Here is a 20,385-nt window from a genome sequence, read left to right as displayed (position 1 = left end):
GACTGTGTACGGAGAAAGCGGGAGGAGAGGCCGATGGCAGAGACGCCGACAAGTCCGTTGGAGGCCACTCTGGCCTATGCCGACGAGTTCCACCGGGAGGACGACATCCTGCGTGCCGCGCGCATGCGTGGCGCGGAGGTGGGGGCGCCCCCGATCCTGCCCGGCGGCGGCGCCGCTCTCTGCTTCCTCGCCACCGCCATCAACGCCCGCGCCGTCGTGGAGATCGGCACCGGCTGCGGCGTCTCCGGCCTGTGGCTGCTTCGCGGCATGCGCCAGGACGGCACGCTCACCAGCGTGGACGTCGAGCCCGAGCACCAGCGGCTGGCCCGGCAGAGCTTCGCCCAGGCCGGATTCTCCGGCGGCCGGATCCGCCTGATCACCGGCCGCGCCCTCGACGTGCTCCCCCGCCTCTCCGACGGCGGCTACGACCTGGTCTTCTGCGACGGCGCCATGCACGAGTACGCCGACTACCTGGCCGAGTCCGTCCGGCTGCTGCGGGTCGGCGGCATCGTCGTCTTCGACAACGCCCTCTGGGGCAACAGGGTGGCCGACCCCGTGCAGCGAGACCCCGACACGGTCGCCATCAGGGAGCTGGGCAAGCTGGTCCGCTCCGACGAGCGGCTCCGCCCGCTGATGATGCCCCTGGGGGACGGCATCCTGGCGGCCGTCAAGCTCGCCGACTGACTCCGGCCGACGCCGCCCACGACACGCCCCAGGATTGGGCAATGCCGTTCACCCGGGTCCGGCAAGCGATCACCAAGATCCCGAAAGAGGCGGGTCGATCCCTCATTGGCCGGAAACGATGCCGGTTAAGGCCATAACACGGGCCTTTTCCATGATCATCGACATACAGGGGTGCACCATGACGGTTGCCGCCAAACTGGACAAGCTGCTCGACAAGGAGTACGAGGGAGCCGAGCTGAGCGCGCTTCCCAACGCCCCGGTCAGCGCGCTCTCCGGAGTCAGCGAGAGTGACGCCAAGGACCTGGCCAAGGCATTCGGTATCAAGACCATCGGCGACCTCGGCCGCAACAAGCACTTCCGGGCCGCGGAGGCCATCGTCAGCCTCTCCGAGGCGAGCAGGTAGCGAGGCACCGGGCGGCGGCCCGCGCACCGGGGCAGGCGCCAGGCTCGCGGGCCTGGCGCCGGTCACCGCCTCCCGGTCACCGCCCCTTGATCATCGCCCCTTGATCATCGTCTTCCGGTCGCCGTCTTCCGGTCATCGCCACCTGGTCGCCGTCACTTGGGCGCCATCTTCCGGTCACCGTCTTCCGGTCACCGCGCCCGGTCGCCGTCGTCGAGCGCCGACAGCCATTCGAGCAGCAGGCGCACGCCGTACCCGGTGGCCCCCTTGCTGAGAACGCCCTCGTCGGCGCCACTGCGGCCGACGCCCGCGATGTCCAGGTGCGCCCACGGCCGTCCGCCGGTGAACTCGCGCAGGAACAGCGCCGCGGTGATGGAACCGGCGCCGTAGGTCGATCCGACCTCGACGTTGGTCAGGTCGGCCACGGACGATTCGAGCGCGGGGACGTAGTCGTCGATCAGCGGCATCCGCCAGAGCCGCTCCCCGCTGCCCTCCCCCGCCCCGATCAGCGCACCGGCCAGCTCGTCGTCGGAGGCGAAGACCGCGCCGAGATCCTTGCCCAGCGCGATGCCGATCGCCCCGGTCAGCGTGGCGATGTCGACCATGACGTCCGGGTCCAGCTCCGCGTCGGCGTAGGCCAGCGCGTCGGCCAGCACCAGACGGCCCTCGGCGTCGGTGTTGAGCACCTCCACCGTCCGGCCGCCGTACTGCGTGATCACGTCGGAGGGGCGCTGGGCCGTGCCGGAGAAGGAGTTCTCGGCGGCGGCGACGAGGCCGGTGACCCGGGTCCGCACGCCGAGCGCGGCCAGCGCGTCCAGGACCGCGATGACCACGGCTCCACCGGCCATGTCGGTCTTCATGAACACCATGTTGCTCGTCGGCTTGAGCGAGATTCCGCCGGTGTCGTACGTGATGCCCTTGCCGACCAGGACCACGTGGCCGGTCGCGTCCTCGGGCTCGTAGGAGAGCTGGATCAGCCGGGGCGGGTTCGCCGACCCCTGGCCGACGGCGAGGATGCCGCCGAATCCGCCGGACCGCAGCTCCCGTTCGTCCCACACCCGCACCGCGACCCCCCGCTCGGCGGCGCGCTCGGCGAGCCAGGCGGGGGACTTCACCGAGGAGGGGGTGTTGGTCAGGTCCCTGGCGAGCGCCACGGCCCCGGCGATCACCTCGGCCCCGGCGACCTCCGCCTCGACCCCGTCGCCGACGAACTCAAGCGTCACCGGGGAGGACTTCGCCTCGCCGACCCTGAAGGCGTACGTGGCCAGGAGGGCACCCTCGACGAACGCGGCCACCGGCCCGCCGGGGAGCACGATCCTGATGGCGTCCCTGCCCTTGCCGCGTCTCGCCACCGCCGCGCCCGCCCTGCGCAGGGCGGTCGCCGAACCGTCGCCGACCCCGTAGAGGAGCACCCGGCCGACGGCGTCGCCGTTCGCGACGGGAACCTCGACGATCTCACCCGCCTCGCCCTTGGCCTTGTGGTGGGCGAGCAGCGCCGCCGCGGGCACCGGCAACTCGATCTCGGGCGCGAGGTCCCCGTCGAAGGGGACGGCCAGCAACTCGGCGTCACCGGGGAGCGCGCTCCCGGAGGACCCGGAGGAGGCGGCGGACAGCCCCCGCGCGTAGGGAACGCGAGGCAGGAGCAGGTAGGGGGAGATGGGCATAGGGGTAACTCCAGTCATCAGGCCCGGTGTGGCGAAGGGCACCGGGGAGAACACCGCGGCCCTGGCGCGAGCCACCGTGAGGCGGTCCGACGGCCAGGGCCGTGTTCATCGTCGGTCTCGCGGGCCGTCGCAGGTGTCATGCTCCCCGAGCAAGCTCAAATAGGGCCCGGCTCCACCACTTCTGGTTTAGATCGGGATCAACCGACGATTTTCTTCAGTTCCTCGCCGAGGGCACTTGCCTCGTCCGCCGAAAGCTCGACGACAAGGCGGCCGCCACCCTCCAGGGGAACCCGCATGACGATCCCCCTGCCTTCCTTGACGACCTCCAGCGGACCATCACCGGTCCTCGGCTTCATAGCCGCCATGCGTGTATCCCTTCCTGCTTCGGGCTCCGGATCTCCGACTGACCCGAGGGTGGCCGACGCATTCACGTCTTCTGTGATGTCCTATTATCCCGCCTCCGCACGGAGAATGGGAACGATCAGTCTTAGCGTCGGCTCATCCGGCGATCAAGACCGTTGTCCGAGACCCCTCAGACGACCAAACTTGTCCTCGTGAACGCCCGCGCCGCTCTCTTCGATCTGTACGGGGACCACCTCAGGTCCCGAGGCGGTCGCGCGTCCGTGGCCGCCCTCGTCCGTCTGCTCGCCCCGCTGGACATCGCGGCTCCCGCCGTACGCACCGCCGTCTCGCGGATGGTACGGCAGGGCTGGCTCGCGCCCGCCCGGCTGCCCAAGGGGCCCGGCTACGAGGTCACCCCCAAGTGCGTGCACCGCCTCGACGAAGCCGCGCTGAGAATTTACCGAGTCGGGACGATCACGTGGAACGGCCGGTGGCACATCCTCGTGGTGGAGCCCGTGCGCGAGCGGTCCAGGCGGGAGCGCCTGCGCTCCGATCTGGCCTTCATCGGGTACGCGCCCCTGTCGGAGACGACCTGGATCGGGCCGAGGCCCTCCCCCGAGCTGGACGCGATCTTCGACGGCGAGGCCCTCGCCGTCGACCGGTTCGACGCGGTGCTCGACGGTGACCCCGCGGCGCTGGTCGCCAGGACATGGGACCTGGACGGCATCGGGGCCGCCTACGAGGAGTGGATGGCCCAGGCGATGGACCTGGTCGGCGGGCTGCCCGACAACGCGAGCGGCGACCAGGTGTTCGCCACCCGGAGCAGGCTGCTGCACGGCTGGCGCAACTTCCTGTTCCGCGATCCCGGGCTCCCCGCCGAGCTTCTGCCAAGGGGCTGGCCGGGGGAGAAGGCCAGGATCTACTTCGAGTACGAGGCCGGACGGCTGCTCCCGGCCGCCGCCGCCTTCGTCGACCGCCACCTTGACGAGGCGTAGCGGAGGCCGTCGGCCGTGAGGCTCACACTCAGGAGGGGGAGACGTCGGGCCGTATCCAGCAGTCGGCCAGGTGGTCGTTGACCAGGCCGATGGCCTGCATCAGCGCGTAGGCGGTGGTCGGGCCGATGAAACGGAAGCCGCACGCCTTGAGCTCCTTGGCCAGGGCCTTGGAACCGGGGGTCTGGGCGGGCACCTCCGCCAGGGTCCTCGGGACGGGCGCGCCGGGATCCGCGTGCTTCCAGACGAGGTCGGACAGGCCGACGTCGAGCGCGGCCCGCGCGTTGGCGATCGTCGCCTCGATCTTGGCCCGGTTGCGGACGATGCCCGCGTCACCGAGCAGGCGGGTGACGTCCTCGTCGCCGAACGCGGCCACGGCCGGGATGGAGAACCCGGCGAAGGCCGCCCTGAAGTTCTCCCGCTTGCGCAGGATGGTGATCCACGACAGGCCGGACTGGAACGACTCCAGCGCGACCCGCTCGAACACCCGGTCGTCACCGGTGACCGGACGGCCCCACTCCTCGTCGTGGTAGGCGACGTAGTCGGGGGCCGAGGTCGCCCAGCCGCAGCGCACGAGTTCCACGGACCCCACGGACCCCACGGACTTTACAAGGGGGGCCGCCGGGATCACGGCCCGCGAAGTCTCGGTCATCGGGGGTCCTCCTTCTCCTGCCGCTCCCCCGTACGAAGGCCGACGGAACCGGGAGACGACTCCTTCGCGTCCGAGGCCCCGGACGAAGAGGACGAGGAAGGCGAGGAGGGGGAATCCGGCACCTGGGACGGCTCGGACGGCCTGGCGAACCGCGACACACCGGACGGCTCGGAGTCCTCGGGAAGCTTCTCCGGCTCGGAGGACTCGGAGGACTCGGACAGCGTGGCGGGCTCGGAAGCCTTGGAAGTCTCAGAAGGCTTGGAAACCTTGGAAGGCTTGGCCCATGACTCGCTGGAGAGCTCCTCGCGTGCCTCGACCCCGTCCTCGTCGGAGGACCCGGGCAGCGTCTCGGTGCGCGAAACGGCCGTCGGCCCGGCGGACAGCTCCTCGGACGCCCCGAACCCGTCCCTCCCGGAAAGCTCGTACGGCGCCTCGGGCCCGCGCGGCGGGGTCTGGGAGCCGGGGTTGAGCTCGTGGCGGGCCTGGAGCCTGCCGGCGAGCAGCTCCGACACCCGCTGCTCCAGCACGGCGATCCTGGTGTCACGCTCGCTCAGGGCCGCGGCGACCCGGTTCAGCGTCTCGTCCACGCTCTGCGTGTTGTATCCGACGAGGCTCACCGGGAGCTGGAGGGCCATGAAGTCGGCCGCGCCGAGCTGACCCGCCTGGGGCAGGTTCAGCGGGGGCACGTCGGGGGCGAACTCACTCAGCTCACCTCCCCGGCCCATGGCGACCACCGTGACACCGGCGATAACGGCTACGGCAGCGAGAGCTAATACGACCAGCACATACGAATCGTGCCACATTCGCGCTGACCTAGGATCGGATCATGACGTCCTCCCCCGGCCCGGAGGCCGGGAATCCCCGCGTCCGGCCTTCCCGCGGGGTCCACCGGGTCGCGGTTCACGGGACGGGTACCCTCGGAGTCTCCCCGCGTAGACACCGCACACCCCGCCGCGTTCGGAGAAACATGTCCTACCTGGTCATCGCGGAACCTCCCGTCCCCGCCGGGCCGATCTCACCCGGCCCCCGGCCGCTCCCACCCGGCGAGAGGCGCCTCCCGTCCGCTCCGGAGGACAGGGCGTCCGCCCTGGATGTCCGGTGACGGCCCTCGTCGTGCTCCGTCCCGGTGATCCGGGCGAGCCCGGCTGGGTCGAGGCCCGTTCGGTCGGGGAGGTCGAGGAGCTCGTCCGTGCCGGGCACACCGTGGTCGTCACCCCCGCCCGGCTCGCCGCCGTCGCCTCACCCGTCCCGCCCACCGCGTCGGCCGGAGAAACCGCCTGGAAAACCGGGGACACCGAAAACGCCGGGAGAGACACCGAGAACGCCGGGAGAGACGCCGGAAACACCGCGAGGGAGCGGGACGCCGAGGCCGCGGAGCTCACCGCGGCCTCGATCTGCGCCTGGGCCGGTGCCCGCGTCTTCCGTACGGACCGCGTCGAGCAGGTGCGGCTCGCGGTCGAGATGACCGAGTCCCTCGCCGGGCGGCGCCCGCCCGCGCTAACCCGCCGTGGCCTCGCCTAGCTCCTCCGCGCTCGGCTCCAGGTGCCTGGTCGACTTCTCCAGCAGCCGGAACGCCTCGTCGACCGTGGTGGTCCAGGAGATGGCGTCGAAGACGTTCGGGCGGGTGAAGCCCGCCTCGTCCATGCCCTCGACGAGTTCCCGCAGCGGCGTGTAGATCCCCCAGGGGTCGAGGACCACCAGCGGCTTGTCGTGCAGGCCGAGCGTGCGGGACGTCCAGATCTCGAACAGCTCCTCCAGCGTCCCGATGCCGCCGGGCAGCACCAGGAAGGCGTCGGAGCGGGCGTCCATGATGCCCTTGCGCTCGCGCATGTCGGTGGTGACCACCAGTTCGTCGGCCCCCTCGTCGGCGAGCTCGATGTCCACCAGCGACTGGGGGATCACCCCGACGGTGCGGGCGCCGCCCGCGCGGGCCGCGCGGGCCACGGCTCCCATGCAGGAGACCCTGGCCCCACCGCTCACCAGGGAGTGCCCGCGCCTGGCGAGCTCGGTGCCGACCTGTTCCGCCAGGTCCAGGTACTTCTTGTCGATCTTCTGACTCGATGCGAGGAATACACAAATAAACACGCACTGACCCTATTCGGCATCACCAACCGTGGTCATCGTCGCCTTCCGCTCGTCCTCCAGTCGACCGCCCCTCTTGTTGTCGGCCTCCACGATGATCCGGACCGCCTCGTCCACGTCGTCGGTGACGTGAATGAGATCCACGTCCGCCGGAGAGATCTTGCCCGTCCCCACGAGGGTGTTCTTGATCCAGTCGATCAGGCCGCCCCAGAACTCCGTCCCCATCAGCACCACCGGGAAGGAGGTGACCTTCCGGGTCTGGACCAGGGTGAGCGCCTCGAAGAGCTCGTCCATGGTGCCGAAACCGCCGGGCAGCGTGACGAATCCGCAGGAGTACTTCACGAACATGGTCTTGCGGACGAAGAAGTAGCGGAACTCGATGCCGAGGTCGACGTACTCGTTCATGCTCTGCTCGAAGGGCAGCTCGATGCCCAGGCCCACCGAGACGCCGTCCGCCTCCACGGCGCCCTTGTTGGCGGCCTCCATGCAGCCGGGGCCGCCACCGGTGATCACGGCGTAGCCCGCCTCGGACAGTTTCCTGCCCAGCTGGATCCCCATCTCGTACTCGGGGGTGTCCGCGGGGGTGCGCGCGGACCCGAAGACGGTGACCGCCTGGGGGAGTTCGGCGAGCTGGCCGAAGCCCTCCACGAACTCGGCCTGGATGCGCATCACCCGCCACGGGTCCATGTGCAGCCAGTCGGCCGGGCCCCTTCGATCAAGAAGCCGCTGGTCGTGGGTGGAGTCGGAGAGGAGATCACCACGAACCACCGCGGCTCCCTGGCGACGTTCTGGTCGTTTTTTCTTCATGCGGGTCACCGTAGCGCCGTCCCAGAAAAATCTTGAAAAATCTCTACGAAAACATGGAACCGTATTTTGAACAGTGCACGTCTAACTGGCGAGGGTGCTGCTCGGGACTGAAAGTGGCTTTCCCCGCCAAATGGCCGGCGAGGAAAGCCACTTTCATTTGTACCGCGCCCCTCCCGGCTCTCGCGCGTGGAGTACGCCGAGGCCCGCACCGGCCGCGAACAGGGCCTACCGGCCTTTCAGGACAGCCAGCCGAGCATTCCGCGCTCGCAGTCGGCGATCTTCTCCAACGAGACGAACTCATCCTTCTGGTGCGCCAGATTCGGATCGCCGGGACCGTAGTTGACCGCGGGCACACCCAGTCCGGAGAAGAGCGAGACGTCGGTCCAGCCGAGCTTGGCCCGGGGTGTGCCGCCGACGGCCTCGACGAAGGCCGACGCCGTCGGATGGGTCAGGCCGGGCCGCGCCGCGGCGGCGGCGTCGGTGAAGCGGACCTCGTACCCCCCGAACACCTCGCTCACGTGGGCGCGCGCCTCGTCCAGCGACAGGTCGGGGGCGAAACGGTAGTTCACGGTCACGACGCACTCGTCCGGGATCACGTTGCCCGCGACGCCGCCGCCGATGCCCACCGCGTTCAGGCCCTCGTGGTACTCCAGCCCGTCCACGACGGGAAGCCTCGCCTCGTAAGCGTTCAGGATCGCGAGCACCGGCTGGGCGGCGTGGATCGCGTTGACCCCGAACCAGGACCTGGCGCTGTGCGACCGCTTGCCCCGGATGACGACCTGGGCCCGGAGCGTGCCCTGGCAACCGCCCTCGATCACGCCGTCGGTGGGCTCCATGAGCACGGCGAAGTCACCCGCGAGCCAGTCGGGATGCCTGCGGCTGAGCCGGAGGAGCCCGTTCCGCTCGGACTCGATCTCCTCGCAGTCGTAGAAGACGTACGTCACGTCCCTGCTGGGCTCGGGGAGGGTGGCCGCCAGCTTCAGGGCGACCGCGACACCGGCCTTCATGTCCGAGGTGCCGCAGCCGTACAGCCGGTCGCCCTCGACCCGGCTGGGCAGGTTGCCGACGACGGGGACGGTGTCGAGGTGCCCGGCGATCACCACCCGCTCGGCGCGGCCCAGGTGGGTGCGGGCCACGACCGACTCGCCGTCGCGCTCGACGGTGAGGTGCCGGAGTGGCCTCAGTGCCTCCTCCACGGCGTCGGCCAGGGCCTTCTCGCCGCCGCTGACCGACTCGACGTCCACGATCCGGGCGGTGAGCTCCCCGACATCCTGTGTGAGGTCCAGACGCGTACTCATGCCCGCGACCCTAGTGCCCGCGCGGGATCCGGCCGAGTCCGGCCTGTGGAAGACCCGTCACGCCCGCGTACCCCCGTGGGACCCGTACAGGACGCGGCCGAGCCCGACCCGTCACGCCCGTGCACCCCCGTGGGATCCGTACAGGATGCGGTCGAGTTCGGCCCGGCCGGGCCGGTGACCCTCCTCCAGGCGCTCAAGCACCAGAACGCAGCGCAGGCCGAAGGTGCCGCCGGGGAACTCGCGGTGCCGGGTGCCGCCGGTCGCCACGCACCAGCCGGGGACGTGCCCGCGGCCCAGTTCCTCGCCCGTCCGCGCGTCGACGACCGGGGTCGAGGCCGACAGGATCGTCCCGGCGCCGACCACGGCGCCCCGGCCCACGCGGGCCCCGTCGGCGATCACGGCCCGGCTACCGATCAGCGCGCCGTCCTCGACGATCGCGGGCGCCGTCCGCGGCGCCTCCCCGGTGGCGCGGGAGTCCTCCGCGCCGTCCCGGCCGCCGGTCTCCCCGACGCCCGCTCCCCCGGACAGGTGGACGTTCCTGCCGATCTGGGCGCACGAGCCGATCGAGGCCCACGTACCCACCGTGCTGCCCTCGTCCACGTGGGCGCCGATGTCGACGAACGAGGGCATCAGCACGACGCCCGGCGCCAGGTAGGAGCCCCAGCGGGCGATCGCCCCCGGCACGACGCGTACCCCCTCGACGGAGGTCTTCAGCGGGACGCGGTCGTGGTGGTGGAAGTCGCCCACCTGGGACCTGACCGTGCCGAGCACCCGGAACGCGAGCAGGACGGCCCGCCGGGCGCGCTCGTCCACGACCACCTCGCCGGTACGGGAGACCCCGGCCACCCGGACCTTGCCGCTGTCGAGCATGTCCACCGCGCTCACGACGACGGCGCGGGCCTCGGTGTCGGCGGGACTCAGCTCGGCCCTGCGCCACCACAGCTCGTCGACGGCCGCGGGCAGCGGGCTGGCATCGCTCTGGATCATGGCTCGGAGCCTACGTTCACGGCGTTCCGCCAACCCGCGCAATCGCTGGGGACCTGTAGGTTCTTGACCGTGCGAGGGCGCTTCTCAAAAGGGGTTATCGCGATCGTCGTGATCGTGGTCGTGCTCGCGGTGGCCATCACCGTGGGTCTTTTCAGCCTGCTCAGACGGGTGACACCGCTGGTCGACCTCGGCGAGGGGTGCAAGGTCACGACACCGGAGGGTTCGGTGGAGCTGGACCTTGAGCAGGCCAAGGTGGCGGCGGTCATCGCGGCCGTGGCGGCCCGCAGGAAACTGCCCGAGCGGGCCGTGGTGATCGCCTACGCCACCGCCATCCAGGAGTCCAAGCTGGAGAACCTGCGGGGTGGCGACCGCGACTCGGTCGGAGCGTTCCAGCAGCGCCCCTCTCAGGGCTGGGGCAGGCCCGACCAGCTCATCGACCCCGTCTACTCCTCGGGGAAGTTCTTCGCCGCGCTGGTGAAGGTGAAGGGCTACCGGAAGCTGCCGCTCCACGAGGCGGCCCAGGAGGTGCAGCGCTCGGCCGACGGGACGGCGTACGCCCAGCACGAGGACGACGGGAAGATCCTCGCCGCGGGGTTCACCGGGCGGGTGCCCAAGGCCGTGCACTGCTGGTTCCCCGCCCCGACGGGCAAGACCCCTCTGCCCGACGCGCGCGGGGCGGAGCGCGGGCTCGCCAGGGCGCTCGGTCCTGGCGACACCTTCGAGGCGCCCTCGCGCAGGCGCGGCTGGCTGGTGGCCGCCTGGTCGATCGCCCACGCCAAGACGTTCGGGGTCGCCAGGATCCGCTACGACGGCCAGTCGTGGGTGGCCGCGAACAGCCACGACGGCTGGAAGGCCGACCCGGGGTCCTCCGCCAGGAAGGTCGAGCTGTCCTAGCCGCCCTTCTTCTTCTCGATTCTGATCGTCCCGGGGGCGAGGGGCTGGGCGTGGGAGGAGCTCCAGCGCTTGCCCTGGAGGCGTTCGAAGCTGAGCAGGCGGCCGTCGGCGGCCCGGTAGTCGGCGAAGTCGAGCAGGCCCCGCTCGGGCATCGAGGTGACGCCCTCCCCGCGGAAGGCCGCGGTGCCCCGGTCGACGGGGAAGAAGTCGACCCCCTCGACGCTCAGCGTCGCCTTGGCGGGGACCATGCCCTCCGTGGGCACCGGCGTCCACAGCAGCACCTCCAGGTGCGGCGGATCACCGGCGGCCAGACCGGCGCGCATCTGGATCGACAGCCACTGGTAACGACGGGTGCCGTCGTCGAGGAGATACTCGGTCCACTGGCTGCCCTGCCACGACAGGTACAGCGCGCCGAGGACCCTGCTGCGGACCCCCTGGCACTCGATCGTGTCGCCGACCTTGATCGTACGAGGGTCGGGGTAGTCGATGCCGACATGGCCCGTGGACGGTTGGGCCGGCGACAGCGCGGCCTCAACCGAGGGGAGGGGGGTCTCGCCGGAACGCCCGGACTCTCCGGCCCGCCTGTCCTGACGCGTCGTCGCGAAGAACGCGACGAACAGCAGGACGAGCGTGGCCGCACTCAGTCCGAGTATCACGGCGACCTCGGGGGTCATGCCGCGCGATCCTACTGGAGGCGGCGCACCGCCGCACTGATGCGTTCGTCGCCGGCCGTCACGGCGATCCTGATGTGCCGCTCGCCCGCGGTCCCGTAGAAGTCGCCGGGGGCGACCAGGATCCCCTTCCCGGCCAGCGCGCGGACCTGGTCCCAGCAGCCCGCCCCGTTGGAGGCCCACAGGTACAGGCCCGCGGTGGAGTGCTCGATCTTCCAGCCGGCCGCCTCCAGGGCGGGACGGAGCGCCGCGCGGCGGGCGGCGTAGCGGGCCCGCTGCTCCTCGGCGTGCCCGTCGTCGTCCAGGGCCACGGCCATCGCCGCCTGGACCGGCGCGGGCATGATCATACCCGCGTGCTTGCGTACCTCCAGCAGCCGCTTGACCAGCACCGGGTCGCCCGCGACGAACCCGGCCCGGTAACCGGCCAGGTTGGAGCGCTTGGACAGCGAGTGCACCGCGAGCAGGCCCTCGTGCGAGCCGCCGCAGACGTCCGGGTGCAGGATCGAGACCGGCCGCTCCTCCCAGCCCAGCTCGATGTAGCACTCGTCGGAGGCCACGACCGCGCCGTGCTCGCGCGCCCACGAGACGACCTTGCGCAGGTGCTCGGCGGGCAGGACCCTGCCGGTCGGGTTGGACGGGGAGTTCACCCAGACCAGCGGCACCCGCTCGGGCCCGAGCGTGAGCAGCCCGTCGGTGGCGTACGGCTCGGCGCCCGCGAGGCGCGCTCCCACGTCGTAGGTGGGGTAGGCCAGCTCGGGGAGGATCACCCGCTGCCCGGGGCCGGCGCCGAGCAGCGTCGGCAGCCAGGCCACGAACTCCTTGGAACCGATCAGCGGCAGCACGTTCGCCTGGTCGAGGAGCACGCCGTGCCTGCGGCGCAGCCACCCGGCGGCGGCCGAGCGGAGACGCTCCGTGCCGTACGTCAACGGGTAGCCGGGGCTGTCCGAGGCGTCCGCGAGGGCCTGCCGCACGACGTCGGGCACCGGGTCGACGGGCGTGCCCACCGACAGGTCGACGATCCCGCCGGGGTGCGACGCCGCCAGCTCCTTCAGCGGCGTGAGGCGGTCCCACGGGAAGTCCGGCAGGCCGTTCATCGGAGCCTCGCCGGGGCGCTGCCGGTAATGGCGTTCATGGTGATCAGCCGTCGTCTCTCACTGGAACGGGTCTGCCGATGGCGGTGGTGAGGGAACGGCCGTCGCGGCCGTCCCCTCCGCACCGGCTCCTAGTGGCTCTCGGCCTGCGGGGGCAGGGCCGCGACGACCGGGTGGTCCTTCTCGATCTTGCCGACCTTGGAGGCGCCGCCGGGCGACCCCATGTCCTCGAAGAAGTCCACGTTCGCCTTGTAGAAGTCCTTCCACTGCTCGGGCAGGTCGTCCTCGTAGAAGATGGCCTCCACCGGGCAGACGGGTTCGCACGCGCCGCAGTCGACGCATTCGTCGGGGTGGATGTAGAGCATCCGCTCACCCTCGTAGATGCAATCGACGGGGCACTCCTCGATGCACGCCTTGTCCAGGACGTCCACGCAAGGCTGCGCGATGACGTAGGTCACCTCGGGCTCCTTCTTCTTTACGCACCTAGGCACGACTTCGACCGCGAGTTGCTAAGCCCTAGTATTGCCGTGCCCGCCATGTGCCTGAAACCGGAGGGGGCAAAAGCCGGTGGCCTTTGGTTTCAGCGCTCGCCTGAACATCACCATAACCCCTTCCGACGTGGGCAAAAGAGTCACCACTCGGAGAAGGGTTCCCGAAGGATTCCGTGACGCGGTCGGCGAGCTGGAGTTCTGGCGCGACGGCGTGCTCGGTGTGCGCAGGCGAAACGGCGTCCTGGTCGAGATCGACGAGGAGACTCTCGCCGCGGCGAAGGTCGTCCCGGACTCCCCCCGGCCCCCGCGCCCGCGTCCGCCCGGGTGAATTCCCGCGCGCCGCCCGGTGCGCGCCCCGGCGTTCGGAGTCCCCGCGTGCGAATCCGTTTTCTCTCCGGTGCCCGGGACCTCTCGACCTCTCGCGCCCACGTGCCCGCGCGTGAGGAGGTTACGGGGGCACCCTCGCGCCCGCGCGTGAACGACGGCTGGACGCCCGCCGGGTAAGCCGCTCGCCAAGACACGTGTAAGCCGTTCGCTAAGAAGGGTCGCGCCTGCTCGACCAGGCGAAATGCAGCGGAGAGTATTCACTTCGTGACCGTACGTACCAGCGCCGCAGCCGCCGTGATCCTCACGGCCACGATCGCCGGATGTGGCGCCCCGGCTCCTCAAAACGTCCAATTCCCGCCCCTCAACGCGCAGGCGGCCTCCCTGAAGGAGGGCTTCTCGACAATGGAGCGCCTCGTCGAGGCCGCCAGGAAGGAGGGGGCACTCACGGTGATCGCGCTGCCGCGCGACTGGGTGAACTACGGCGAGATCATCGACACCTTCTCCGAGGAGTACGGGATCAAGGTCAACCAGCTGGAGCCCGACGCCAACAGCGCCAGGGAGATCGCGGCCGCGGCCGAGCTCAAGCCGGACGTGTTCGACCTGAGCATGGACGTCGCCGCGGCCAAGGCCGCCCTCTTCGCCCCGTACCGGGTCCAGGGCTGGCAGGACATCCCCGACAGCCTGAAGGACCACCGGGGCTTCTGGTACGCGGGATACGGCGGCTACATGTCCATCGGCTACGACCCGACCAGGATCGCGGCCCCCGTGTCCTTCTCCGACCTGCTCAAGCCGCGCCACAGCGTGTCGCTGCCCGGCGACCCCCGGGAGGTCTCCGCGGCCTTCAACGGGGTGATGGCCGTCTCCCTCAGGGGCGGCGAGGCGAGGGCCGAACGGGGTGTGGAGTTCTTCCAGCGCCTCAAGAGCGCGGGCAACCTCGCGGCCACCCCCAAGACGGCCTCGGTCCTCGTCGACTGGGACTACCACAACGCCGAGCGGGCCGCCGTCGACAAGACGTGGAAGGTCACGATTCCCGGCGACGCCGTGCTCGGCGCGTACTACGTCCAGGCCATCAGCAAGCAGGCCCCGCACCCGGCCGCGGCCCGGCTCTGGCAGGAGTTCCTGTTCTCCGACAGGGGACAGAACCTGTTCCTGAAGGGGTACGCCAGGCCCGCCAGGATGGAGGCCCTCCAGATGCACGGCACCCTCGACCACGAGCTGGCCGCGAAGCTCCCCGCCACCAACGCGAGGCCCGTGATCCTCTCCATCCCGGAGATCGACAGGGCCAGGGCCTACCTCCAGCGGGAGTGGGCCAAAAAGGTGAGATGAACCTGAGGCTGCCGAGACTGATATGTCGCGACTTCCCAGAGGCTCTAAAGTGTCTGGAGAGTACCGATAAGAGGCCTCGCGTCTCAGAATGTGAGCTGATCGTCTTGCGATACGACACCCCGAGCTTGATGAGGTGGAACGCTCGCGCCTATGACAGCAGCTTTGGGTACGTTTCAGCACATGGCGCCCCCCTCGTCGAGCTTCTCGACCCGCAGCCGGGGGAACGCATCGTGGATCTCGGCTGCGGCACGGGAGTGCTGACGGCCGAGATCACCTCCCGGGGTGCCCGCGTCCTCGGGATCGACGGATCGCAGGCGATGATCGAGAAGGCCCTGGCCCAGCATCCGGGGCTGGACTTCATCGTCGGCGACGGCCGCACCTTCACGGTGGCCCAGCCGTACGACGCGGTCTTCTCCAACGCCGCCCTGCACTGGATGGGCCAGGAGCCGGACGCGGTGATCACCAGCGTCCGCGAGGCCCTCACGCCGGGCGGGCGGTTCGTGGCCGAGATGGGCGGCGCGGGCAACTGCGCCGCGCTGACGGCGGCGCTGTCCACCGCCTGGCGGGAGTACGGGCTGCGCGAGCCCGACCTGCCGTGGTACTTCCCCACCCCCGCCGAATACGCCACGCGGCTGGAGAAGGGCGGCTTCACCGTCCGCCTGCTGGAATACTTCGACCGGCCGACCCCGCTCGACGAGTGCCCCGGCGGGGCGGCCGACTGGGTGCGGATGTTCGCGGGCTCGCTGCTCAAGGAGGTGCCCGCGGAGATGGTCGACCCGCTGCTCCGCCGGGTGAACGAGCTGGCCGCCCCCGCCCTGCGGCGGGAGAGCGGCTGGATGGCCGACTACGTGAGACTGCGGTTCGCGGCCGTACGCCGCTGAACCGACCCAATGCGCCGGGGTGATTTGCCAGACTATGGTCTGTTCCATGAGTCTCGTTCCCCGGCCACATGGAGTGACTCGGGCGGCTTGAGGGGCTGGTGAAGGGAACGGATGAACTTCTGTCTGAGTGACCTCGTGCCGCCGCTGCGCTGGAGCGACGCGGCCACGATCCCACTTCTGCGCGAACAGCCCGACCTACCGGACGCTTGGTGGCGGAGCCTGCCGATGGCCCGCGTGCTCGCCGTGCTGGGCCCGGAGAGGCTGGCCGACATCCTCGCCTCGGTCGCCCTGAACCACTGGCCGGCCGCCGCCGTGGGTGACGTGCTCCCCGCCCTGCACGTCCTGGACCCGGACGACGCGGACGAGCCCTACACGGCCATCGCCCTCGACCGTGCCGGGTCCTGGCCGGGTCTTCTCTCGCTGACCGGCCACGATCTGCGCGACCAGCCGTTCATCCAGCCGGTCCCTCTGCTGCAGGCCCTCTTCACCGCGGTCTTCACGCGCCTGGCGGCCCCCTCGGTCCCGTCCTCGGCGCACGCGGCCGACGCCTCCCCCGAGCCGGTGGCCTCCCTCGCACCCGTCGCGAGCGAGTCCGTCACGGGTGGGCCCGTCGCGAGCGGGTCCGTCGCCGGGGGCTTTTCCGTGCCGGACGGGCCGCCCGCCGTGGCGGACCCTCACGCCGAGAGCGCTCCCGAGCCGGAGCGCGCGGCCCTCGCGGCGCCGATGCCCCTGCCGAAGCGCAAGGGCCCCCGGGAGCGCGACGCCGTGGTGCCCGACGCCCGTCGTACGACGGAGACCGGGGAGGCCCCCGGGTCGCTCTTCCAGCCCGCCTCGGCGAGGAAGAACCGTCCGGCGGGCGACCCCGTACGGGAAGGCCGGTTCGCGAACGCTCCCGAGGAGGCGGAGGCCGCCGGATCCGGGCGCCGGGACATCCCGGTGGCGGGGGCCCGCGCCGAGAGCGCGCCCGGCCTCCTCCCCCGGCCGGTGCCGTGGGCCGATCAGGCGGAGCCCGCAGAACCCGCGGAAACGGAATTCGCCGCCGAGGCCGTACCCTCCGAGGGCGGTCATACGGAAGCGGAGGGCACCTCCCGGACCGGATCCGCCAAGGCGGAGGCCGTCCCGGAGGCAGGTCACGCGGAGGCGGTCGCCGAGGCCGGGCCCGCGGAAGCCCAGGCCCTCCCCGAAACCGGGGCCGAACCCGCGGAAGCTCAGGCCCTCTCCGAGGCCGAGACCGGATCCTCGGGAGCGGGAGCCGGACCCGCCTTCGAGGCGGACGAGGCAGGAGAGGCGGGACCCGCTGACGCCGGACCTGTGGAAGCCGAAGCCGGACCCGTCGCCGACTCCCGGGACGACCTCCAGGACGGCTCCGGGGACGACCGCGAGCACGACCCCGTACCCGAGCCCGACGACGTCCCCGAGCCGGTCGCGGAAAGCGACGAGGACGACAGGGACGACAGCGCCGACGAAGCCGACAGGGCCGGGCGGCCGGTGCCGAGGAGCCTGCACGGGCTGGTGGACGGCGTCTTCGCCAACGTGGAGGACAAGCGCTGGGCGGTGGCGCAGAACAGGCTGTTCAGCGACGCCCCGGCGACCGTGGAGGCGCTGGCCAAGCTCTTCGCGGTGTCCCCGGACGTCATCCGCGACATCGAGACCGACCTGCGCCGGGAGCTCGCCGAGTGGATCGCCTCCGACGAGGCCGCCCCCTACCGTGAGCACCTGGAAGAGGTGAAGGGGATCCTCGGCAAGGCCGCCCCCAGGGAACGGCTGGTCAACGCGGCCGAATGGCACACCGACGAGCTGCACTCCCTCGACGTGCCGGCCTGGCAGTTCGTGCTCGCCACCCTCCCCGGCTACCACCTGGTCGACGAGTGGCTGGTGGAGGGTGACATCACCGAGCTGCGCCACCGCACCCGCGACATGATCAGCGGTGCCAAGCCGCCGCTGACCATCAACAAGGCCCTCGACATGGTCTCCTCGCTGGGCATCCACCCCGAGGTGTCCAAGGAGTGGCTGGAGAACGTCCCGCAGCTCCGCATCCTCGGCGCGGGCGAGCGGCCTCCACAGCGGTCGAACGAGCGGTCGGCCGAGCGGTCGAACGGCGCCCCGGCCCTGACCGCGGAGAAACCCGGCGACGGGAACGGCGGGGACCCGGGGCAGGAGCCGAGGAAGGCCCCGTTCCGCCCGCTCAAGGACGTCTCGCTGACCAGGCGCTGCTTCCGGCAGCCCGACGGCCGCTGGTGGCTGAGGATCGACGTCACCGGGGAGCACCTCGGGGGCGCCGAGTGCCCGCTGCCCAGCGGGTTCGCCGCCTACCTCGGGATGTCGCCCGGTGACGGCCGCACGGTCAGCAGCGCGGTCGGTGAGCTGGTCCTCAGCTGGCACGACAGGCCCGTGCTGGAGTCGCTCATGACGCTCCTGGAGGACGTGGGCGCCAGGGAGGGCAGCCACCTGTTCCTCACCCTGTCGGACGAGGGGGTCCTGCGGGCCAGGCACCTGCCGGCCGCGGGCGAGGAGGTGGAGACGACGGCGCGGGCGCTGCGGCTGGTCGGCTACACCGCGACGGGCGGCACCCCGGAACAGGCCGGACGGGTCATCGCCACCCGGGTCGGCATGACGGGACCCGTGGGCACCCCCGAGCTCCTCACCCGGCTGCGGGAACGCGGGGACCGCGACCTCCTGTCACTGTTGGCCTGACCGATGCCCCGCCTCGCCATCTCCCCGGACTTCCCCGTCGAACTCGGCGCCCTGGCCCAGCCGGTGCGCCGGGACGTCGTGGTCTCGGCGCGCAGGTTCCTGCAGAACGTGGCGGGCGCCCCGCACCCCGAGCGGGTCAGGGGCGCGAGGGACCCCCGGGTGGCGACCCTGCGGCTGGCCGACCGGCACCGGGGCGTCGTGGTCAAGCAGCGGGACGTCTACTGGCTGCTGACCGTGCTGCCGGACGCGGAGGCGTGGGCGTACGCGCAGCGCTACCGGTTCGGGGTGAACACGGCGCTGGGCGTGGTCGAGATGTGGGACGCCGAGGCGCTGGACCGGGTGCGGCCCGCGGTGCGCAGGGCGGCCGAGGCGTCCGCGACGCGGCTGTTCTCCGACATCTGCGACAGCGACCTGGCCGAGCTGGGGGTCGACGGCCGCTTCCTGCCGCTGGTCAGGCAGATCACCGACCAGCTCACCCTGGAGGCGCTCGAACCGCTGCTGCCCCCGACGCAGTACGAGCCGCTCGCGGCGCTCGCCAGGGGCGAGTCGATGGCCGGGGCCTGGCGGGAGCTGGAGAACTGCCGCGCCGTCGCCGCGGACCCCGAGCCGGTCAATCCCGAGGACTTCGGCGCCGCGCTCCGGCGCAGCCCGGACCGCGCGGTCTTCACCGAGCATCCGCGCGACCTGAACCGCGTGCTCGACGCGCCCGGCTGGTGCGTGTTCCTGTACCCGCCGCAGCACCGGCTCGCGTACTGGGAGTCCTACCAGCAGCCGACGCTGGTCACCGGTGGCGCGGGCACCGGCAAGACGCTCGTCGCCCTGCACAGGGCCGCCTACCTGGCCGGGCGCGCGAGCGGGCAGATACTGCTCGTCACCTTCTCCCAGGGGCTGAGCGCCGAGCTCGCGACCCGGCTCGACCAGCTGATCGAGGACGAGGTGATCCGCAAGCGGATCGAGGTCGGCAACGTGGACCGGCTCGCCCACCGCATCGTCGCCGAGGCCGAGGGGCGCCCGCCCTCGCTGGTCGGCGGCGCCGAGCTGACCGCGCTCTGGGAGGAGACCGAGACCGGCCACAGTCCGGCGTTCCTGCTGCGCGAGTGGGAACAGGTGGTCCTGGCGCAGAACCTGCGGACCCTGGACGAGTACCTGGACGCCCCCCGCCCCGGCCGCAGCGTCGAGCTGGCGGGCGAGGAGCGCGCCTCCGTGTGGAAGGCCATCGAGCACGTCACCGAGCGGTTGCGGGAACGCGGCAAGCGGACCCTGCTGCAGCTGGCCTCCGAGGCGTCGGTGCTGCTCGGCCAGACGACGGGCGACCTGCTGGAGGAGACGGAGCCTGCGCGGGAGCCGTACCGGCACATCGTGGTGGACGAGGCGCAGGACCTGCACCCGGCGCAGTGGCGACTGCTGCGGGCGGCGGTGCCGCACGCCCGCGACGACATGTTCATCGTGGGCGACCCGCACCAGCGCATCTTCGACACGCGGGTGACGCTCGGCGCCGTGGGGATCGACGCGATCCAGCAGCGGCTGCAGGTGTCGTACCGGCTTCCACGGGAGATCCTGTCCTGGGGGGTCCGGTTACGCGGGGGTGGCCCCGCCGACGGGCTCGTCAAGGGTGTGCAGGAGCTTTACGGCTTCAGGGGCACCCGGCACGGGCTCCGGCCGATGGTCCGCGCCTACGATTCACCACAGGATGAGCTGACGGGTCTGGTGGCACAGGTGGGACAGTGGGTGAATGAGGGTGTGACGCCCGAGGAGATAGCGGTGGCCGCCAGGACCGCCGGCCTCGTGCGTGACGCACGGGCCGCTCTGCGTGATCTGGGGGTACGGGTGACGACACTGCACGGTATGAAGGGGCTGGAGTTCCGGCGGGTCGCGGTGATCGGCGTGGGTGACGGGATCGTGCCCGACCCCGACGCCCTCACCCCGGTCGGCGAGGACCCCTCGGCCAGGGCACACGACCTCCAGCGGGAACGCGGCCTGCTCTACGTGGCCTGCACCCGGGCCAGGGAACTCCTTTACGTTTCTCATTACGGACGGGCAAGTCCCTTCCTTCCTACCTGACCACATAGTCTGAACTGCGGATATATTCCCCTTTGCCGGTA

The 20,385-nt window shown here is 71.2% G+C and carries 21 protein-coding genes; 10 read left to right on the top strand and 11 right to left on the bottom strand.

From position 1 onward, the window contains the following. Window positions 1-33 precede the first annotated feature (33 nt). Both ACW9TB_RS16420 and ACW9TB_RS16415 read left to right on the top strand, forming a co-directional pair. Window positions 34-684 carry an O-methyltransferase gene (locus tag ACW9TB_RS16420; RefSeq protein ID WP_362685333.1) on the top strand — a complete coding sequence of 217 codons (651 nt, stop codon included), beginning with the start codon at window positions 34-36 and terminating at the stop codon, window positions 682-684. Window positions 685-862: 178 nt separating this feature from the next. After that, window positions 863-1,087 carry a hypothetical protein gene (locus ACW9TB_RS16415; RefSeq protein WP_472748884.1) on the top strand — a complete coding sequence of 75 codons (225 nt, stop codon included), beginning with the start codon at window positions 863-865 and terminating at the stop codon, window positions 1,085-1,087. Window positions 1,088-1,275: 188 nt separating this feature from the next. Here ACW9TB_RS16415 and ACW9TB_RS16410 read toward each other — a convergent pair whose 3' ends face one another. Together ACW9TB_RS16410 and ACW9TB_RS16405 are read right to left on the bottom strand one after the other, a co-directional pair. Next, on the bottom strand, window positions 1,276-2,748 hold the full coding sequence (locus ACW9TB_RS16410) for a leucyl aminopeptidase family protein (protein WP_472748883.1): 1,473 nt from the start codon (window positions 2,746-2,748) through the stop codon (window positions 1,276-1,278). A 197-nt stretch (window positions 2,749-2,945) separates the two neighbouring features. Then, window positions 2,946-3,113, bottom strand: a complete 168-nt coding sequence (locus ACW9TB_RS16405; RefSeq protein WP_084195322.1) for a DUF3117 domain-containing protein — start codon at window positions 3,111-3,113, stop codon at window positions 2,946-2,948. A 189-nt stretch (window positions 3,114-3,302) separates the two neighbouring features. Here ACW9TB_RS16405 and ACW9TB_RS16400 point away from each other — a divergent pair, with 189 nt between their 5' ends. Then, on the top strand, window positions 3,303-4,085 hold the full coding sequence (locus ACW9TB_RS16400) for a PaaX family transcriptional regulator (RefSeq protein WP_472748882.1): 783 nt from the start codon (window positions 3,303-3,305) through the stop codon (window positions 4,083-4,085). A 28-nt stretch (window positions 4,086-4,113) separates the two neighbouring features. On the opposite strand, the gene ACW9TB_RS16395 is transcribed toward ACW9TB_RS16400, so the two are convergent. Both ACW9TB_RS16395 and ACW9TB_RS16390 read right to left on the bottom strand, forming a co-directional pair. Continuing rightward, window positions 4,114-4,665, bottom strand: coding sequence for a DNA-3-methyladenine glycosylase I (locus ACW9TB_RS16395; RefSeq protein WP_472748881.1), 552 nt, complete (start codon window positions 4,663-4,665; stop codon window positions 4,114-4,116). 65 nt (window positions 4,666-4,730) lie between these two features. Next, window positions 4,731-5,537, bottom strand: a complete 807-nt coding sequence (locus ACW9TB_RS16390) for a hypothetical protein (RefSeq protein ID WP_472748880.1) — start codon at window positions 5,535-5,537, stop codon at window positions 4,731-4,733. A gap of 295 nt (window positions 5,538-5,832) precedes the next feature. On the opposite strand from ACW9TB_RS16390, the gene ACW9TB_RS16385 reads away from it, so the two are divergent. Further along, the gene (locus ACW9TB_RS16385) at window positions 5,833-6,255 is read left to right on the top strand and encodes a hypothetical protein (RefSeq protein WP_472748879.1); all 423 of its coding nucleotides are present in this window, start codon (window positions 5,833-5,835) and stop codon (window positions 6,253-6,255) included. Here the strand turns inward: ACW9TB_RS16385 and ACW9TB_RS16380 are convergent. The 4 genes from ACW9TB_RS16380 to ACW9TB_RS16365 all read right to left on the bottom strand — a co-directional run bounded on the left by ACW9TB_RS16380 (window position 6,232) and on the right by ACW9TB_RS16365 (window position 9,908). After that, window positions 6,232-6,819 carry an LOG family protein gene (locus ACW9TB_RS16380; protein WP_472748878.1) on the bottom strand — a complete coding sequence of 196 codons (588 nt, stop codon included), beginning with the start codon at window positions 6,817-6,819 and terminating at the stop codon, window positions 6,232-6,234. The two genes, ACW9TB_RS16385 and ACW9TB_RS16380, sit on opposite strands and share 24 nt — an antisense overlap. Window positions 6,820-6,828: 9 nt before the next feature. Next, a complete protein-coding gene (locus tag ACW9TB_RS16375; RefSeq protein WP_472748877.1) occupies window positions 6,829-7,623 on the bottom strand; it encodes an LOG family protein in 795 nt (264 codons plus the stop codon). 236 nt (window positions 7,624-7,859) lie between these two features. Next, window positions 7,860-8,921, bottom strand: a complete 1,062-nt coding sequence (gene dapE, locus ACW9TB_RS16370; protein WP_472748876.1) for a succinyl-diaminopimelate desuccinylase — start codon at window positions 8,919-8,921, stop codon at window positions 7,860-7,862. Between the two features lie 111 nt (window positions 8,922-9,032). Continuing rightward, complete coding sequence (locus ACW9TB_RS16365; RefSeq protein WP_472748875.1) at window positions 9,033-9,908, bottom strand: 2,3,4,5-tetrahydropyridine-2,6-dicarboxylate N-succinyltransferase; 876 nt, start codon at window positions 9,906-9,908, stop codon at window positions 9,033-9,035. A gap of 108 nt (window positions 9,909-10,016) precedes the next feature. Here ACW9TB_RS16365 and ACW9TB_RS16360 point away from each other — a divergent pair, with 108 nt between their 5' ends. After that, on the top strand, window positions 10,017-10,802 hold the full coding sequence (locus tag ACW9TB_RS16360; protein WP_472748874.1) for a hypothetical protein: 786 nt from the start codon (window positions 10,017-10,019) through the stop codon (window positions 10,800-10,802). Here the strand turns inward: ACW9TB_RS16360 and ACW9TB_RS16355 are convergent. The 3 genes from ACW9TB_RS16355 to fdxA all read right to left on the bottom strand — a co-directional run bounded on the left by ACW9TB_RS16355 (window position 10,799) and on the right by fdxA (window position 13,022). Beyond that, window positions 10,799-11,476, bottom strand: coding sequence for a DUF4178 domain-containing protein (locus tag ACW9TB_RS16355; protein WP_472748873.1), 678 nt, complete (start codon window positions 11,474-11,476; stop codon window positions 10,799-10,801). The two genes, ACW9TB_RS16360 and ACW9TB_RS16355, sit on opposite strands and share 4 nt — an antisense overlap. 11 nt (window positions 11,477-11,487) lie before the next feature. After that, a complete protein-coding gene (dapC, locus tag ACW9TB_RS16350) occupies window positions 11,488-12,567 on the bottom strand; it encodes a succinyldiaminopimelate transaminase (protein WP_472748872.1) in 1,080 nt (359 codons plus the stop codon). Window positions 12,568-12,695: 128 nt separating this feature from the next. Next, on the bottom strand, window positions 12,696-13,022 hold the full coding sequence (fdxA, locus tag ACW9TB_RS16345; RefSeq protein WP_386244006.1) for a ferredoxin: 327 nt from the start codon (window positions 13,020-13,022) through the stop codon (window positions 12,696-12,698). A gap of 160 nt (window positions 13,023-13,182) precedes the next feature. On the opposite strand from fdxA, the gene ACW9TB_RS16340 reads away from it, so the two are divergent. From ACW9TB_RS16340 to ACW9TB_RS16320, 5 genes are all read left to right on the top strand, one after another. Continuing rightward, window positions 13,183-13,383, top strand: coding sequence for a putative acetyltransferase (locus tag ACW9TB_RS16340; protein WP_472748871.1), 201 nt, complete (start codon window positions 13,183-13,185; stop codon window positions 13,381-13,383). A 263-nt stretch (window positions 13,384-13,646) separates the two neighbouring features. Continuing rightward, window positions 13,647-14,708 carry an ABC transporter substrate-binding protein gene (locus ACW9TB_RS16335; RefSeq protein WP_472748870.1) on the top strand — a complete coding sequence of 354 codons (1,062 nt, stop codon included), beginning with the start codon at window positions 13,647-13,649 and terminating at the stop codon, window positions 14,706-14,708. A 128-nt stretch (window positions 14,709-14,836) separates the two neighbouring features. Continuing rightward, window positions 14,837-15,589, top strand: a complete 753-nt coding sequence (locus ACW9TB_RS16330) for a class I SAM-dependent methyltransferase (RefSeq protein WP_472748869.1) — start codon at window positions 14,837-14,839, stop codon at window positions 15,587-15,589. A 111-nt stretch (window positions 15,590-15,700) separates the two neighbouring features. After that, window positions 15,701-18,283 carry a hypothetical protein gene (locus ACW9TB_RS16325; RefSeq protein WP_472748868.1) on the top strand — a complete coding sequence of 861 codons (2,583 nt, stop codon included), beginning with the start codon at window positions 15,701-15,703 and terminating at the stop codon, window positions 18,281-18,283. A gap of 3 nt (window positions 18,284-18,286) precedes the next feature. Then, on the top strand, window positions 18,287-20,344 hold the full coding sequence (locus tag ACW9TB_RS16320) for a UvrD-helicase domain-containing protein (RefSeq protein ID WP_472748867.1): 2,058 nt from the start codon (window positions 18,287-18,289) through the stop codon (window positions 20,342-20,344). The last annotated feature ends 41 nt before the right edge of the window (window positions 20,345-20,385 follow it).

This window comes from Streptosporangium sp. H13245 (assembly GCF_055690525.1).
The sequence above is the reverse complement of the archived record's forward strand: the minus strand, read 5'-3'. Positions and strand labels throughout refer to the sequence as shown.